Raw genomic sequence first — 15,358 nt, forward strand, 5'->3', positions numbered from 1 at the left:
ACAGAGTGAGCGAGCAGGAACAGAGCCGGCAGGAACAGAGCAGGCAGGGACAGAACAGGCAGGGGCAGGTCCGGCAGGAACAGGACGAGCAGCCGTCGGCGGACCAGCCGCCGGCGACCCGGCGGGCGGCCGTGGCCAAGGCCCGGCTGGTCTTCCGGGACCCGTTGGACCAGCAGTCCCGGGACGACACCGACGCGGGCTGGGGCGAGCGCCCCGGGCCGGGGGAGAGCGGTGGGCGCGGGCTGGACTGGTATCTGAGCCAGCGTCCGCCGCACCACGGGGACTAGCGCGCCGTGACCAGCGCGTCGCGGATCTCGGTCAGCAGTTGGACCTCCTTGGCCTCGGCCTCCGCCGCCACCTCGACGACGGACTTGCGCTTGGCCGCCATCCTGTTCATCGGCACGATCAGGACGAAGTAGACGACGGCCGCAGTGATCAGGAACTGCAGGGCGGCGCTGAGCACCGACCCCCACAGGATGAGGATTCCGGACGTGACCCCACCGGTGGCGCTCACCTCGCAGGGCCCCTTGAGGCAGGAACTGTAGGACCCCAGGTCCTTCGTCCCGAACACACCGACGATCGGATTGATCACGCCTTTGACGAAGGCATTGACGATGTTGGTGAAAGCCGCGCCGATGACCACGGCGACGGCGAGTTCGACGACATTTCCACGCAGCAGGAATTCCTTGAAGCCTTTCATGCCGCCTCGAACGACGAAGTCGTTCCGGGGTTACGGGTGATCCCCCGCAGGCCCGGATTGACAACCCGTACGGCCCACCGCGCCCCCTGAGGGCGGCGGTAGCCCGGCCCGTGTGGGCCCGAGCGCCAGCGCCGCCGCCACCGCGAGCAGCACCAGCGCGGGCACCCCGGCCCGCCGCCGGACGGCCCGGCGCCAGCGGTGCCACCCGCCGCAGCCGCGCCGGATCGGGGGGAAGCTCGGCACCTCCCGCCGGGGCGGCACGGTAGGCGCGGGCAGTGGGACGGACAGGCTCATGGTCGTCATCGACGTGACCTCCGGACTCGATCGGTCGGTCTCTGGTGACCCACACGATGCGCGCCCCGGGCGCTACCGGAAAGCCCTATCCCCAAGCCTGTGGATAAACCCGCCCCTGTGGACAACTTCGTACACTCGCGCGAGTGAGACCGACCTCCGCAAGCTGACGAAAACCCGCGCCGGACGGCGAACAGGGCAAGCGGAAAGGCCCGCCGCCCCGCGTGAAGCGGGGCCGACGGGCCTTTCGCGAAGCTTCCGAGCACTCGCCGGACGCCGATCCGGCGCCGAGCGCCCAGTGTCGAACGCCGCGAACCGGGCGCCGAGGTCAGCTCGCGACCGGAGCCGGGCTGCTGGAGGAGCTGGACGAGCTGGACGAGCTGGACGAGGACGACGAGCTCGAACCCGTCGAGGACGTCGCGGACGACGACGTCGGGGAGCCGGAGGACGAACCGGCGCCCACCGAACTGCTGGAGGACGATCGGCTGTCGGTCCGGTAGAAGCCCGAGCCCTTGAACACGACGCCCACGGCCGAGAAGACCTTGCGGAGCCGTCCCTGGCAGTCGGGGCACGTGGTCAGCGCCTCGTCGGTGAACTTCTGCACCGCCTCCAGGCCGTTGCCGCACTCGGTGCACTGGTACTGGTACGTGGGCACTTGTCTTCCTCCTGGCACTCTCGCCTGATGAGTGCTAACGATGGTCAATGATGCGGCATTCCGCTGGATCAGTCCAGCGACTCCGGTGTGAGATGAGCCGGTACCCGGTCGCCGCCGACCCCCCGTTCAGCCCTTGGCCGCACCGACCAGCTGCGGCGCGCCGCCACGCTCGGCGGACCCGGCCACCACGCGGCCCGTCCCGCCGCGCGCCACCAGCAGGTGCCGCATCGACACCAGCGCGAGCAGCCCCAGACCGGCGCCGACGACCGGCACCAGGAACCCGACCGAGGGCCCGTGTCCGTCGATCAGCTTGCCGGCGGCCATCGAGCCGACCGCCAGCCCCAGCCCGATCGCGCCGGTCAGCCAGGTGAAGGCCTCCGTCTTGGCGCCGTCCGCGACCAGCGTCTCGACCAGGGTGTAGCCGCTGATCAGGGTCGGCGCGATGGCCAGACCGCAGACCAGCCCGGCAACCGTCAGGGCGACCAGGTTGGGCATCGCCCACAGCACCGAGCAGCCCAGCACCAGCAGCGTGTAGCTCATGGCCATCCGCTGCTGGACCGGCCGCCGCCAGGCGACCACGCCGTACAGCACACCGGCCAGCATCGAGCCGCCCGCGAAGATCCCGTACACCGTGCCGCCGGCGTCGTGCTGCCCGACGGAGTCGGCGAAGGCGTTCACCGACACCTGCATGCCGCCGAACACCGCGCCGACCCCGAGGAAGGTCCCGGCCAGCAGCCGGACGCCGGGCGAGGCGAGCGCGGAGGCGCGCCGCACACCGGGCTGCGGAGCGATCCGGGCGGGGGCGGTGCGCCGCTGGGCGGCGAAGGCGAGGCCGCCGACCAGGGTCAGCGAGGCCTCGGCGATCAGCGCGGTCGCCGGGCTGGCGAAGGCGGCGATGTTGGCGGCCAGGATCGGGCCGATCACGAAGGTGAACTCGTCCGTCACGGACTCGAAGGCGAACGCGGTGCTCACCTTGGCCGCGGCGGTCGGGGAGGCGCCCTCCGCGGTGAACTCGGACACCCAGCGGGCCCGGACCATCGCGCCGATCTGCGGCACGCTCGCCCCGGCGGGGACGGCGGCCAGGTACAGGCTCCAGGCCGGCGCGTGGCCGAGCGCCAGCGCGATCAGCACGCCGACCGAGGCCGCGTGCACCAGCACCGTCGGGACCAGTACCGCGGCCTGGCCGTAGCGGTCGGCCAGTCGCCCGGTCTGCGGCCCGATCAGGGCCTGGGCGACGGCGGCGACGGCGGTGACCGTACCGGCGGTGCCGTACGAGCCGTGGGTCTGGGTGACGAGCAGCAGGATGCCCATGCTGAGCATCGCGTAGGGCAGTCGCGCGACCAGGGCGGGGGACAGGAACGTCCAGGCGCCGGGCGTGCGCAGCAGCTCTCCGTACCCGACCCGGGCGGGCGCCTCGGCGGCGGTGTCCACGGTGCCGGTCGCGGTGTCCGGAGCGGTGTCCGGAGTGTTGTCCGCGGTGTCCGGAGCGCTGTCCGCGGCGATGTCGACCGTTCGGCGGGCCGTCACGGTCGGTCCTTCCTGCTGCCTGGTAGCGCGGCAGGGCATGGGGTGGCCCCGACGGCGCCGAGAGTCGTCCTCTCGCGCGTCGACCGGGGTAGATACCGGGTCGGCCGGGCCTGGTGGGCCGGGGCCTGACCGCGGCCGCCGAGCGGTCGCGCCAACTCTGCGTCAGGCAGATGCTGGGGGTGGTCTAGCGGTAGTTAAACGGCGTGGTCGCACCAGCATACAGTTACGCGCGTAGATTCCGCCAGGCCACCCCATTCGCCGGCCTTGTCCCGCCAGGCCACCCCTGGCAACGCGGGGTCAGCGCCCGTTCAGCCAGTCCGCCAGCTTGCCGCCCTTGTCCACGGCCCGCAGCCGCCGCTCCGCGGCCTCGCCGACCTCGTCCGTGGTGACCACCAGCAGCTCGTCCCCGCCGCGCAGCACCGTCGCCTTGTCCGGCACGAAGGAACTGCCCTCGCGCACGACCAGGGTGACCGCCGCCCCCTTGGGCAGCCGCAGCTCGCCGACCTCCACGCCGGATATCCGCGAGGCCGGCGAGAGCGTGACCGACAGCAGGTGTCCGTGCAGTTTCTCCAGCGGCGCGGACTCGATGTCGAGGTCCTGGCCCATCGCGCCCTCGCCGATCCGCAGCCGCTTGGCCATCCAGGGCAGCGTCGGACCCTGGAGCAGGGTGAAGACGACGACCAGGATGAAGACGATGTTGAACACGTCCCCGGCCTTGTGCGCGCCGGAGACCACCGGGATGGTGGCCAGCACGATGGGCACCGCCCCGCGCAGTCCGGCCCAGCTCAGCAGAGCCTGCTCTCGGCCGGGCACCTTGAACGGGGTCATCGTGAGCACCACCGACAGCGGCCGGGCCAGGAAGACCAGCACCCCGCCGATCACCAGCGCCGGCACCACCGCGTCGCCCATGCTCTCGGGCGAGGCGAGCAGTCCGAGCAGCACGAACATGCCGATCTGCCCGATCCACGCCAGCCCGTCGGCGAAGCCGCGCACGGCCGGTCCGTGCGGCAGCTTGGAGTTCCCGAGGATCACCGCGCTGATGTAGACGGCGAGGAAGCCGGAGCCTTGCAGCAGCGCACCGCCGGCGTAGGCGAGCACGGTCAGCGCCACCACGGCGATCGGGTACAGGCCCGAGGAGGGCAGCGCGACACGCTTGACCGCGAACGCGCCCAGCTTGCCGACGGCCAGACCGACCGCCGCGCCGATCGCCAGCTCGGCGACGATCGTGCCGAGCAGGACGTACCAGGAGTCCGGCTCGCCGACGGAGGCGAAGGCGACGACCAGGATGACCACGGGCGCGTCGTTGAAGCCGGACTCGGCCTCCAGCAGGCCGGTGAGCCGGTGCGGCAGCGGGACCATCCGCAGCACCGAGAAGACGGCGGCGGCGTCGGTGGAGGAGACGATCGCGCCCAGCAGCAGCGAGGTCCGCCAGTCCAGGCCGACCAGCCAGTGCGCGCCGGCCGCGGTGACGAAGACGCTGATCCCGACGCCGACCGTGGCCAGCACGGTGGCCGCCGGCATCGCCGGTTTGACCTCGCGCCAGCTGGTCTTGAGGCCGCCCTCGGCCAGGATCATCACGAGCGCCGCGTAGCCGAGCACCTGGGTCAGCTCGGCGTTGTTGAAGGTGACGCCGATTCCGTTCTGGCCCAGTGCGATGCCGATCCCGAGGTAGATCAGCAGACTGGGCAGCCCTGATCGGGTCGAGAACCGCACGGCGACCACCGCGACCAGGAGGATCACGGAGGCTTCGAGCAGGAGTTGGTTCAGGTGGGCGACGTTCACGCAGTGGCACCTCGGGCAGGCATGGGCGGGCGGGGTGTCAGGTGGTGCTGGGTCGTGCTGGGGTCGGAGCCGCTGGGTGGCTCCGAGCATGCGCGGGCGCCGTGGGCGGCGCGCGCGGAGACCCGTTAAGAAGGCGTCAATGCTCCTCTTGCGGATCGTTACTCAGTCTAACATTTTGCCATATCTTTAGTTTGGCTGCCTGCATCGCTGCCCGCGGGCCCGTTCCGGGCCGCTCCTTGACCTCCCGAGATCCCGCCCGGAGTGTCCCCCGTGCACGCCGGTCCGCGGACTCGGCCTAATGTGGTGCCCTGTCACGGCCCCAGGCCCTGGACACGCCCGCCCGCCCCGAAGTCAGGACCGCAAGGACCCAGATGCCCCGCTCGAAGAAGTTCCGGCGCGCCCGTCTGATCGTGATCGTGCTGGTCGTGCTGCTGGTGGCCGGCGTCGGCTACGGCGGCTACCGCGGGGTCACCGCGGTCCGCGCGTCCTTCCCGGAGGTGGACGGCAGCGTCAAGGTGGCGGGCCTGAGCGCGCCGGTCGACGTCAAGCGCGACGCCAACGGCATCCCGCAGCTGTACGCGGACACCCCCGAGGACCTGTTCCGCGCCCAGGGCTACGTCCAGGCGCAGGACCGCTTCTGGGAGATGGACGTCCGCCGCCACATCACGGCCGGCCGGCTGTCCGAGATGTTCGGCGACAGCCAGGTCGACACCGACACCTTCATCCGCACCATGGGCTGGCGGCAGGTGGCGCAGAAGGAGTTCGACACCAAGCTGTCGCCCGAGACCAAGAAGTACCTGCAGGCCTACGCGGACGGCGTGAACGCCTGGCTGGCCGAGCACCCCGGCGGCGAGAAGGCCTCGCTGGAGTACGCCCTGCTCGGTGCCGTCAACAGCGGCTACAAGCCCGAGCAGTGGACCCCGGTCGACTCGGTGGCCTGGCTCAAGGCGATGGCCTGGAACCTCTCCGGGAACCTCCAGGAGGAGATCGACCGCTCGCTGCTGGCCCAGGACTTCGGCCCGGACAAGATCGCCGAGCTGTACCCGGAGTACCCGTACTCCCGCAACGGCACCATCGTGAAGACCGGCACCGTGAGCGGCGAGACCTACAAGCCCGCCGACGGCTCCGCGCAGTCCGGCGCGGCCCCCGGCGCCGCCACCGCCCAGGGCGCGGCCACCACCAAGGTGCTGATGCAGGGCCTCACCGACCGGATCGACACGATGCCGCAGCTGCTCGGCCGCCCCGGCCAGGGCATCGGCTCCAACTCCTGGGTGGTCGCCGGCTCGCACACCACCACCGGCAAGCCGCTGCTGGCCAACGACCCGCACCTCGGCCCCGGCCTGCCCTCGGTCTGGTACCAGATGGGCCTGCACTGCCGGACGGCCTCGCCGGCCTGCCAGTTCGACGTCTCCGGCTTCACCTTCGCCGGCATGCCCGGCGTGGTGATCGGCCACAACAAGGACATCGCCTGGGGCTTCACCAACCTCGGCGCCGACGTCACCGACCTCTACCTGGAGAAGGTCACCGGCCCGGAGACCTACCAGGTGGACGGCAAGGACGTGAAGTTCGACCTCCGCAAGGAGACCATCAAGGTCGCCGGCGGCGAGGACCGCACCATCACCGTCCGCACCACCCAGACCGGCGCCCCGCTCATCTCCGACCAGAGCACCGAACAGCAGAACGTCGGCAAGTACGCCCCCAACGGCACCTCCGCCCCCGACCGCGGCACCGGCGGCTACGGCGTCGCCCTCCAGTGGACGGCGCTCAGCCCCGGCAAGACCATGGACGCCGTCTTCGAGCTGGACAAGGCGAAGAACTGGGACGACTTCCGGAACGCCGCCAGGGACTTCGCCGTCCCCGCGCAGAACCTGATCTACGCCGACGCCAAGAACATCGGCTACCAGGCCCCGGGCGTCATCCCGGTCCGCGGCAAGGGCGACGGCTCCATGCCCGCCCCCGGCTGGGACCCCTCCTACCAGTGGAAGCCGGACCCGGTCCCCTTCACCGCGCTGCCCTGGAGCCTCAACCCGTCCGCGGGCTACATCGTCACCGCCAACCAGGCCGTGGCGGACCAGAGCTACAGCTACAAGTACAACCTGACCAAGGACTGGGAGTACGGCACCCGGGCCAAGGAGATCACCGACCAGATCGAGGGCCTGCTCAAGAACAACGGCAAGATCTCGCCGGACGACATGCAGACCCTGCAGCTGGACAACACCAGCATCATGGCCAAGACGCTGGTCCCGCTGCTGCTCAAGCAGCAGATCGACGACCCGTACGTGCGCGAGGCCCAGGACCTGCTGAAGGACTGGAACTTCCACCAGGACGCCGACTCGGCCGCCGCCGCCTACTACAACGGCGTCTGGCGCAACCTGCTCAGCCTCGCCTTCGGCCAGAAGTTCCCGGCCGACATCCGGGCCAAGGACAACTGCCTGCTGGTGCGCCAGCAGGACGACCCGACCAAGCCGGACAGCTCCAGCAAGATCGTCACCCAGTGCGGCACCCGCGACCCGGGCAAGGCCCAGCCGGACGGCGGCGACCGCTGGACCGAGGTGGTCCGCGCCCAGCTGGACAAGCCGGACAGCTCGTGGTGGACGTACATCGACTCCCAGCACAAGGAGCAGAAGGGCCTGGACAACCTGCTCAAGGAGGCGATGAAGAACGCCCGGCAGGACCTGACCTCGCTGCTCGGCAAGGACATCTCCACCTGGAGCTGGGGCCGCCTGCACAAGCTGGAGCTGCGCGAGCAGACCATGGGCACCGACAACTCCTCGATCGCCTCCGGCGCCGTCCACAAGCTGCTCAACCGCGGCCCCTACCGCCTCTCCGGCGGCTCGGCGGCGGTGGACGCGGCGGGCTGGAACGCGGCGGCCGGCTACCAGGTGGACTGGATCCCGTCGATGCGCATGGTGGTCGACCTGAACGACCTGGACTCCTCGCGCTGGATCAACGTCGGCGGCGAATCCGGCCACGCCTTCCACGCGAACTACAACGACCAGACCGACCTCTGGCTCAAGGGCAAGCTGCTGACCTGGGCCTTCACCCCGGACGCGGTGGAGAAGGCGACCAAGCACAAGCTGGTGCTCACCACCGGCTGACTCCGGTCCGACGCGCGGGCGGCCCCGTTCCCTTCCGGAGGGAGCGGGGCCGCCCGCGTCCCAGGGGCCGCCCGCGGCTCACCCGAAGGTCCGCACCCCCGACGGCGTGACCGCCAGGTCCACCGGCCGGTCGTGCGGCTCGGCCGGGACCCGCTCCAGCAGCTCGTGCTCGTACAGCAGCACCGCCAGCACCGGCCGCGCCCCGGCCCGCTCCAGCCGGGCCAGCACCCGGTCGTAGCTGCCGCCGCCCCGGCCCAGCCGCAGCCCGTCGCGGTCCACCGCCAGGCCCGGCAGCAGCACCAGCGAGGCCCCCGTGACGGCCTCCGGCCCCAGCCGCGGCCCGACCGGCTCCAGCAGCCCGCGCCCGGCCGGGGCGAGCGCCCCGGGCCCCTCGTACTCGGCCCAGTCCAGGTCGTTGTCGGCGAGAAGCACCGGCAGCAGCACCCGCACGCCGCTCTCGCGCAGCGCGTCCAGCAGCGGCCTGGTCCCGGGTTCCGCGCCCACCGAGACGTACGCGGCCACCGTGGTGCCGGGCGCGGCCAGCTCCCAGGCGTGTCCGGCCAGCGCGTGCGCCGTCTCCGCGCGCCCCTCGGCCGAAAGTGCGCGCCGCCGCGTCAACAGCCGTGTCCTCAGGTCGCTCTTCTCGTTGTGCACCGGATCCTCCGCGTCTCCAGACCATCGACGCGCAGAGCCTGACACGCGAAAGGGCGCCCCGATTGTCCACCCCGCTGCTCGTTCAGGCCCTGGCCGCGCTGAGCGCCCCCGCGCTGGCCGGCGCCACCGCGCTCGGGCTGCGCGCGCGCCGGGAGCGGGCCGAGGCCGCCCTGGAGCGGGAACGGCTGCGGGCGCGGGTCGCCGAACTGGAGGAGCGCTGCGCCGAGCTGGCGCGCACCGCCTCCTGCGACCCGCTCACCGGCGTGTGGAACTACCGCCACCTGCAGCTCACCCTGGACCGGGAAATCGAACGGGCCCGCCGCGCCGAGCACACCGACCAGGCCGAGGGCCCGCGCCCGCTGGCCGTGCTGCTGCTGGAGATCACCGGTTTCGACGCGGTCATCGCCGAGCACGGCCGCGCCCGCGGCAACGCGATACTGCGGGACCTCGCCCAGCGGCTCGCGATGGAGATCCGCCGCGCCGACACCCTCGGCCGCTACAGCGGCCAGGAGTTCCTGGTGGTGCTGCCGGACACCGGCGCCGAGGGCGCCGCACAGGTCGCCGAGCGTCTGGTCTGGTCGGTCCGCCGCCACCTGTTGCTCGACTGGTCCTCCGGCACCCGCGCGCCCCGGCCGGCCCACGGCAACGGCCTCACCGCCGCCGCCGGCATCGCCGTGCTGCCCGAGGACGGCACCCACGCAGCCCTCCTGCTGCGGGCCGCCGACGCGGCGCTGGCCGAGGCCCGGGCGGCCGGCGGCGACTGCTGGCGGGCCGCCCCGCGGCCCGGGCAGCGCCCCACCGGGCGCCGTGAGCAGGCCGCTTCCGCTACGGAAGGGGCGGCGACTGCCGAGGGTGACCGTTCGGGAAAGGCGGGTAGTCTGTCCGCCTGTACCGGAGGGGACCCCCTCTCCCAGCCGGTCGCTTCCCATACGCCTGCCACCGTGGCCGTGCCCCGCGACGCGCTGTCCTAGCCGTCCGACGGCGCTCGGCCGGGCGAAAACGTGCCTGAGTAAGGTAAACGCATGACGACGACCACCTCCCGCATTCCGGTAACCAAGGCCGTGGTACCCGCAGCCGGACTGGGCACCCGCTTCCTCCCGGCGACCAAGGCCACCCCGAAGGAGATGCTGCCCGTCGTCGACAAGCCGGCGATCCAGTACGTCGTGGAGGAGGCCTCCGCGGCCGGCCTGTCCGACATACTGATGGTCACCGGCCGCAACAAGCGCGCGCTGGAGGACCACTTCGACCGCGCCTACGAGCTGGAGGAGCTCCTCGTCCGCAAGGGTGACGAGGACCGCCTGCGCCGGGTCCGCGAGTCCGTCGAGCTGGCCAACATGCACTACGTCCGCCAGGGCGACCCCAAGGGCCTCGGCCACGCCGTCTCGGTCGCCGAGCAGCACGTCGCCGGCCAGCCCTTCGCCGTCCTGCTCGGCGACGACCTGATCGACCCGCGCGACCCGCTGCTCGCCCGCATGATCGAGGTCCAGCAGGAGCTCGGCGGCTCGGTCGTCGCCCTCATGGAGGTCGACCCCTCCCAGATCCACCTGTACGGCTGCGCCGCCGTCAAGGCCAACGGCTTCGGCGAGGACGTCTTCCAGGTGACCGACCTGATCGAGAAGCCCGAGCCCGGCGAGGCCCCGTCCAACTACGCCGTCATCGGCCGCTACGTCCTCGACCCGCTGGTCTTCGACGTGCTGCGCGAGACCCCGCCCGGCCGCGGCGGCGAGATCCAGCTCACCGACGCCCTTCGCGAGCTGACCACCCGCGATGCCGCGGACGGCGGCCAGGTGCACGGCGTGCTCTTCAAGGGCCGCCGCTACGACACCGGCGACCGCGCCGACTACCTGCGCGCTATCGTCCGTCTGGCCGCCGAGCGCGAGGACCTGGGCCCGGAGTTCCGCTCCTGGCTCCGGGAGTTCGTCGGCTCCGAGCTGCAGGACTGACACCACGATTAGAGAGCGAGCCGCCGATGACCGGGTCCACGGAGCACAGCACCACCCCCGCAGCCTGCTGCGACGGGTCCGCGGACCGGGCACCGGCGGCTCCTCGCTTCTGGACGGTGGACGAGCACCTCGCCGACGTGCTCGCCGCGGTCGGCCCGCTGCCCGCGATCGAGCTCCAGCTGCTCGACGCCCAGGGCTGCCGGCTCGACGAGGACGTGGTCGCCGACGGCGACCTGCCGCCCTTCGACAACAGCTCGATGGACGGCTACGCGGTCCGCACCGCCGACACCGAGGGCGCCACCGACACCTACCCGTCGGTGCTCCAGGTGGTCGGCGACATCGCCGCCGGCACGGGCGAACTGCCCACGGTCGGCCCCGGCCAGGCCGCCCGGATCATGACCGGCGCCCCCGTGCCGCCCGGCGCCCGGGCCGTCGCCCCGGTCGAGTGGACCGACGGCGGCACCGGCACCGGGGTCGCCGCCGCCGCGATGACCGCGCCGGTCGCCGACGAGGAGGTCCGGGTGCTGCGCCCGGTCGCCGAGGGCGCGCACATCCGCCGCCGCGGCAGCGACGTCGCGGCCGGCGCCACCGTCCTGGAGGCCGGCACCCGGCTCGGCCCCACCCAGCTCGGCCTGCTCGCCGCGATCGGCCGGGCCACCGTGAAGGTCCGCCCGCGCCCCCGGGTGGTGGTGCTCTCCACCGGCAGCGAGCTGGTCCAGCCCGGCGAGCCGGTCGGGCCCGGGCAGATCGCCGACTCCAACAGCTTCACCCTCACCGCGGCCGCCCAGGAGGCCGGCGCCATCGCCTACCGGGTCGGCGCCGTCCCGGACGACTCCGACCGGCTGCGCGCCGTCCTGGAGGACCAGCTCGGCCGGGCCGACCTGATCGTCACCAGCGGCGGGGTCAGCGTCGGCGCGTACGACGTGGTCAAGGAGGTCTTCGAGTCCTACGGCGGGGTCGACTTCCGGAAGCTGCGGATGCAGCCCGGCAAGCCGCAGGGCTTCGGCCGGATCGGCGGCGCGGCCGGGGTGCCGCTGCTCGCCCTGCCCGGCAACCCGGTGAGCGCCTACATCTCCTTCGAGCTCTTCGTCCGCCCGGTCATCCGCACCATGCTCGGCGCCGCCGACATCCACCGCCCGGTGGTGCGCGCGCTCTGCCCGTCCGCGCTGCGCTCCCCGGCCGGCCGCCGGCAGTTCCTGCGCGGCCGCCACTCGGCGGCGGACGGCACCGTCGAGCCGGTGGGCGGCGCCGACTCGCACCTGGTCGGCGCGCTCGCCCGGGCGAACTGCCTGATCACCGTCCCCGAGGACGTCACCGAACTGCCGGCCGGCAGCGAGGTCGACGTGGTGTTGCTGGACTCCTGAGACCGCCCCCGAGCGGAAGGGGCGCGCCGGTGCCGAGAGGGAGAAGCGACCAGCGAGGTACGAGCGCCGGAGCGCCGACCGTCGGCACCGGGTCGGAGCGCCCCGGAGGCGAGCGGGCGAATCACCGCCCCGGAGGCGAGCGGGCGAGTGGCTGTAACTCCGCGGGCGGGGGAGGGGTACGGTAGCGCGGTATTCGACCTGCGCGCCCCTGGAGTTACCCGTGACGACACCGAGCCCCGGCGACCGCCTCACCCACGTCGACGAGCAGGGCGCGGCCCGGATGGTCGACGTCTCCGAGAAGGCCACCACCGCGCGCACCGCCGTGGCGGCCGGGCGGGTCAGGGTCTCCCCGAAGGTGGTCGAGCTGCTGCGCGGCGAGGGCGTGCCCAAGGGCGACGCCCTCGCGGTGGCCCGGATCGCCGGGATCATGGGCGCCAAGAAGACCCCCGACCTGATCCCGCTCTGCCACCCGATCGCGGTCTCCGGGGTCAAGGTCGACCTCGCCGTCGCGGACGACGCGGTCGAGATCACCGCCACCGTGAAGACCGCCGACCGCACCGGCGTCGAGATGGAGGCGCTGACCTCGGTGACGGTGGCCGCGCTGACCGTGATCGACATGGTCAAGGCGGTGGACAAGGGCGCCAGCATCGAGTCCGTCCGGGTGCTCAGCAAGACCGGCGGCAAGAGCGGCGACTGGTTCGCGCCGGAGGTGTCGGCATGAGTGAGTCGGCCGGGAAGGCTTTGGCCGTCACCGTCTCCAACCGCGCCTCGGCCGGGGTCTACGAGGACAAGGGTGGCCCGCTGCTGGTGGCCGGCCTGACCGCCATGGGCTTCACCGTGGACGGCCCCCGGGTCGTCCCGGACGGCGAGCCGGTGGAGACCGTCCTGCGCGAGGCCGTCGCCGCCGGCTACGACGTGGTGCTGACCACCGGCGGCACCGGCATCTCACCGATGGACCTCACCCCCGAGATGACCGCCCGGGTGATCGACCGGCAGATCCCCGGGATCGCCGAGGCCGTCCGCGCGTACGGCCGCGACAAGGTGCCGACCGCGGCACTCTCCCGCGGCCTTGCCGGGCTCGCCGGACGTACCCTGATCGTCAACCTGCCGGGCTCGACCGGCGGCGTCAAGGACGGCCTGGCCGTCCTGGAGCCGCTGCTCGCCCACGCAGTCGACCAGCTCGGCGGCGGGGACCACCCCCGGCCCGAGGCACCGGCTTCCGGGAGAGCGCACTGAACGCCGGCTGGCCGGTAGAGCTCCACGAGGGGGAGGTCACGCTGCGTCCGATCCGGGCGCGTGACCAGCGCGAGTGGCAGGAGGTGAGCCGCCGCAACCGCGACTGGCTGCGGCGCTGGGAGGCCACCGTGCCGCCCGGCCCGGCGGGCCAGGTGGCGGGCCCCCGCCCGACGTACCGGCAGATGGTCCGCTTCCTGCGGCACGAGGCCTCGGCCGGCCGGATGCTGCCCTTCGTGGTGCTCTACAAGGGCCAGCTGGTCGGGCAGTTGACCGTCGGCGGGATCACCTGGGGCTCGATGTGCTCGGCCAATGTCGGGTACTGGATCGACGAGGCGGTGGCCGGCCGGGGCATCATGCCGACCGCCGTGGCGCTTTCGGTGAACTACTGCTTCCGCACGCTCGGACTGCACCGGATGGAGGTCTGCATCCGCCCGGAGAACAGCCCGAGCCGACGGGTGGTGGAAAAGCTCGGCTTCCGCTCGGAGGGAATCCGCCCGCGCTATCTCCACATCGACGGCGACTGGCGGGACCACTTGGTCTACGCCCTGACCGCCGACGAGGTCCCGGAAGGGATGCTGGAGCGGTGGCGGGCGATCAGTTCCGGACGCGAGGCAGGTAATTGAATATATGTTCGAAAGAAATATCGATATGGCATCGGCGTGGCGGCGGACCGCCACAAATACCGGCAAAATAGTCGGAGAATCAGCTTGATCACACGACACGCCGCGTCAAATTGCTGCCAGGCCTTCCCCGGCGCCCGTACGGTGTGAATCGTGAGCAGTAGCGGCCTTATCTACGCCGTCATCGTAGGGGCCTGGGCCGCCTATCTGGTGCCGATGTGGCTCCGCAGGCAGGACGAACTCAACGAGGCGCGCCCGACGGAACGCTTCAGCACCGCCATCCGCCTGCTGGCCGGGCGTTCGGCGCTGGAGCGGCGGGCAGCCCGGGCCCTGGGCGACGAACCGCGTGACGACGAGCACAGCAACGACGGCCCTCCCGAACGGGACGAGGCCGCCTCCGACGACCCCGCCGGGCGGGAGCCCGAGCCCCCAGCCGAGCCCTGTGTCGAGCGCCCGGTCGAACGCCCGGCCCCCGCGGGGCCGGCCGGGGCCGAGCGGCGGGCGCGGCTGCTGGCCCGCCGGCGCCGGATGGTCACCGCCCTCTTCCTCGCCTTCGCGTTCGGCGCCGTGGTCGCGGCGGTGGCCGGACTGGCCTTCCTCTGGGTCCCGGCGATCCCGGCGGCCCTCCTCACCCTCTACATCGGCCACCTGCGCAAGCTGGAGCGCCAGCGGTACGAGGTGAAGCTGGACCGCGCCCGGGCCGCCCAGGCGGCCGAGCGGCTGCGCCGGCGCGAGCGGCAGCGGGCCGAGGCCCCGGCGGCCGAGCAGGCCACCGTCGAGGCCGCCGTCGACGCGGAGCCGGCCCCGGCGGCGCCCGTCGAGCACCGGCCCGGCCGCCGTCCGCACCTGCGGCTGGCCGCCGACCCCGAGGAGGCCACCGTCTCGGTGTCCGCCTCCGCGGTGGCCGAGGCGACCGAGCACGAGGAGTGGGTCGACGGCATGCGCGAGCGCGGTGCGGCCGGCCCGGACTCCTGGGAGCCGGTGCCCGTTCCGCTGCCGACCTACGTCACCGCGCCGGTCGCCCCCCGGGTCTCCCGCGGCCTCGACCTGTCGGCCCCCGGCACCTGGACCGCCGGGCGCCCGACCGAGTCCCGCAGCACCCCGCTGTTCGACCAGTACGCCGAGGCCCCCGCTCCGGAGGTCCGCCCCCGCGCCGCCAACGAATGACCGTGGCCACCCTCCGACCAGGGGGGTGGTCACAGGCCCCTTCCGGAAGGTGCTAGAGTTTCTTCTCGTTGGGGCTGTGGCGCAGTCCGGTAGCGCACCTCGTTCGCATCGAGGGGGTCAGGGGTTCGAATCCCCTCAGCTCCACCCAACGGATCGACTCCGGTCGGTCCGGCAAATCCCGCCGGGAGTCAACTCCCGGCGGGATTTCGCGTTTTGTGGCTCCGGGGCCGACCGGGGCGACCGCTGTGGTGGAGGTCACAACCCTCTCGCGGGGCGGATTCTGACGCCGTTTGGGTCTCAGAAGGGTCGGTTATGGTGGGT

The 15,358-nt window shown here is 72.6% G+C and carries 14 protein-coding genes and 1 tRNA gene; 10 read left to right on the forward strand and 5 right to left on the reverse strand.

Translation table 11 applies throughout. From position 1 onward, the window contains the following. The first annotated feature begins 5 nt into the window (after nt 1-5). Nucleotides 6-287: a hypothetical protein gene (locus tag ACZ3UD_RS09015; RefSeq protein ID WP_465584144.1), complete on the forward strand. Its 282-nt coding sequence runs from the start codon at nt 6-8 to the stop codon at nt 285-287. Here ACZ3UD_RS09015 and mscL read toward each other — a convergent pair. The 4 genes from mscL to ACZ3UD_RS09035 all read right to left on the reverse strand — a co-directional run bounded on the left by mscL (nt 284) and on the right by ACZ3UD_RS09035 (nt 4,955). Then, nucleotides 284-700 carry a large conductance mechanosensitive channel protein MscL gene (mscL, locus tag ACZ3UD_RS09020; protein ID WP_465584147.1) on the reverse strand — a complete coding sequence of 139 codons (417 nt, stop codon included), beginning with the start codon at nt 698-700 and terminating at the stop codon, nt 284-286. The two genes, ACZ3UD_RS09015 and mscL, sit on opposite strands and share 4 nt — an antisense overlap. A gap of 619 nt (nt 701-1,319) precedes the next feature. Further along, nucleotides 1,320-1,646 carry an FmdB family zinc ribbon protein gene (locus ACZ3UD_RS09025; protein ID WP_465584150.1) on the reverse strand — a complete coding sequence of 109 codons (327 nt, stop codon included), beginning with the start codon at nt 1,644-1,646 and terminating at the stop codon, nt 1,320-1,322. Between the two features lie 126 nt (nt 1,647-1,772). After that, a complete protein-coding gene (locus ACZ3UD_RS09030; protein WP_465584353.1) occupies nt 1,773-3,077 on the reverse strand; it encodes an MFS transporter in 1,305 nt (434 codons plus the stop codon). A gap of 393 nt (nt 3,078-3,470) precedes the next feature. Continuing rightward, nucleotides 3,471-4,955, reverse strand: a complete 1,485-nt coding sequence (locus ACZ3UD_RS09035) for a potassium/proton antiporter (protein ID WP_465584152.1) — start codon at nt 4,953-4,955, stop codon at nt 3,471-3,473. 371 nt (nt 4,956-5,326) lie between these two features. Between ACZ3UD_RS09035 and ACZ3UD_RS09040 the strand changes: the two genes are divergently transcribed. After that, entirely contained in the window at nt 5,327-8,053 is a 2,727-nt protein-coding gene (locus tag ACZ3UD_RS09040) for a penicillin acylase family protein (RefSeq protein WP_465584155.1), read from the forward strand. Between the two features lie 78 nt (nt 8,054-8,131). Here the strand turns inward: ACZ3UD_RS09040 and ACZ3UD_RS09045 are convergent, their stop codons facing one another. Beyond that, complete coding sequence (locus tag ACZ3UD_RS09045; protein WP_465584158.1) at nt 8,132-8,707, reverse strand: 5-formyltetrahydrofolate cyclo-ligase; 576 nt, start codon at nt 8,705-8,707, stop codon at nt 8,132-8,134. 62 nt (nt 8,708-8,769) lie between these two features. Between ACZ3UD_RS09045 and ACZ3UD_RS09050 the strand changes: the two genes are divergently transcribed. From ACZ3UD_RS09050 to ACZ3UD_RS09085, 8 genes are all read left to right on the forward strand, one after another. Next, entirely contained in the window at nt 8,770-9,678 is a 909-nt protein-coding gene (locus tag ACZ3UD_RS09050; protein WP_465584162.1) for a GGDEF domain-containing protein, read from the forward strand. Between the two features lie 51 nt (nt 9,679-9,729). Then, a complete protein-coding gene (gene galU, locus ACZ3UD_RS09055; protein ID WP_380611870.1) occupies nt 9,730-10,650 on the forward strand; it encodes a UTP--glucose-1-phosphate uridylyltransferase GalU in 921 nt (306 codons plus the stop codon). Nucleotides 10,651-10,676: 26 nt separating this feature from the next. Then, nucleotides 10,677-12,014, forward strand: a complete 1,338-nt coding sequence (glp, locus tag ACZ3UD_RS09060) for a molybdotransferase-like divisome protein Glp (protein ID WP_465584165.1) — start codon at nt 10,677-10,679, stop codon at nt 12,012-12,014. 280 nt (nt 12,015-12,294) lie between these two features. Further along, nucleotides 12,295-12,735 carry a cyclic pyranopterin monophosphate synthase MoaC gene (gene moaC / locus ACZ3UD_RS09065; RefSeq protein WP_387615223.1) on the forward strand — a complete coding sequence of 147 codons (441 nt, stop codon included), beginning with the start codon at nt 12,295-12,297 and terminating at the stop codon, nt 12,733-12,735. Next, entirely contained in the window at nt 12,732-13,250 is a 519-nt protein-coding gene (locus tag ACZ3UD_RS09070; protein ID WP_465584168.1) for a MogA/MoaB family molybdenum cofactor biosynthesis protein, read from the forward strand. The genes moaC and ACZ3UD_RS09070 overlap by 4 nt, the downstream gene beginning before the upstream one ends. Further along, complete coding sequence (locus ACZ3UD_RS09075; protein ID WP_465584356.1) at nt 13,247-13,873, forward strand: GNAT family N-acetyltransferase; 627 nt, start codon at nt 13,247-13,249, stop codon at nt 13,871-13,873. The genes ACZ3UD_RS09070 and ACZ3UD_RS09075 overlap by 4 nt, the downstream gene beginning before the upstream one ends. Before the next feature lie 150 nt (nt 13,874-14,023). Then, nucleotides 14,024-15,037: a divisome protein SepX/GlpR gene (gene sepX, locus ACZ3UD_RS09080; RefSeq protein ID WP_465584170.1), complete on the forward strand. Its 1,014-nt coding sequence runs from the start codon at nt 14,024-14,026 to the stop codon at nt 15,035-15,037. Nucleotides 15,038-15,107: 70 nt separating this feature from the next. Further along, nucleotides 15,108-15,181 (forward strand) — tRNA-Ala (locus tag ACZ3UD_RS09085). The last annotated feature ends 177 nt before the right edge of the window (nt 15,182-15,358 follow it).

It is taken from the genome of Kitasatospora sp. NPDC023118 (assembly GCF_055560875.1).

What these genes read in the sequence shown, in the direction of transcription:
- mscL (WP_465584147.1), bottom strand. Translation starts at nt 700, where the DNA reads ATGAAAGGCTTCAAGGAATTCCTGCTGCGTGGAAATGTCGTCGAACTC.
- ACZ3UD_RS09040 (WP_465584155.1), top strand. Translation starts at nt 5,327, where the DNA reads ATGCCCCGCTCGAAGAAGTTCCGGCGCGCCCGTCTGATCGTGATCGTG.
- galU (WP_380611870.1), top strand. Translation starts at nt 9,730, where the DNA reads ATGACGACGACCACCTCCCGCATTCCGGTAACCAAGGCCGTGGTACCC.
- glp (WP_465584165.1), top strand. Translation starts at nt 10,677, where the DNA reads ATGACCGGGTCCACGGAGCACAGCACCACCCCCGCAGCCTGCTGCGAC.
- moaC (WP_387615223.1), top strand. Translation starts at nt 12,295, where the DNA reads ATGGTCGACGTCTCCGAGAAGGCCACCACCGCGCGCACCGCCGTGGCG.
- ACZ3UD_RS09070 (WP_465584168.1), top strand. Translation starts at nt 12,732, where the DNA reads ATGAGTGAGTCGGCCGGGAAGGCTTTGGCCGTCACCGTCTCCAACCGC.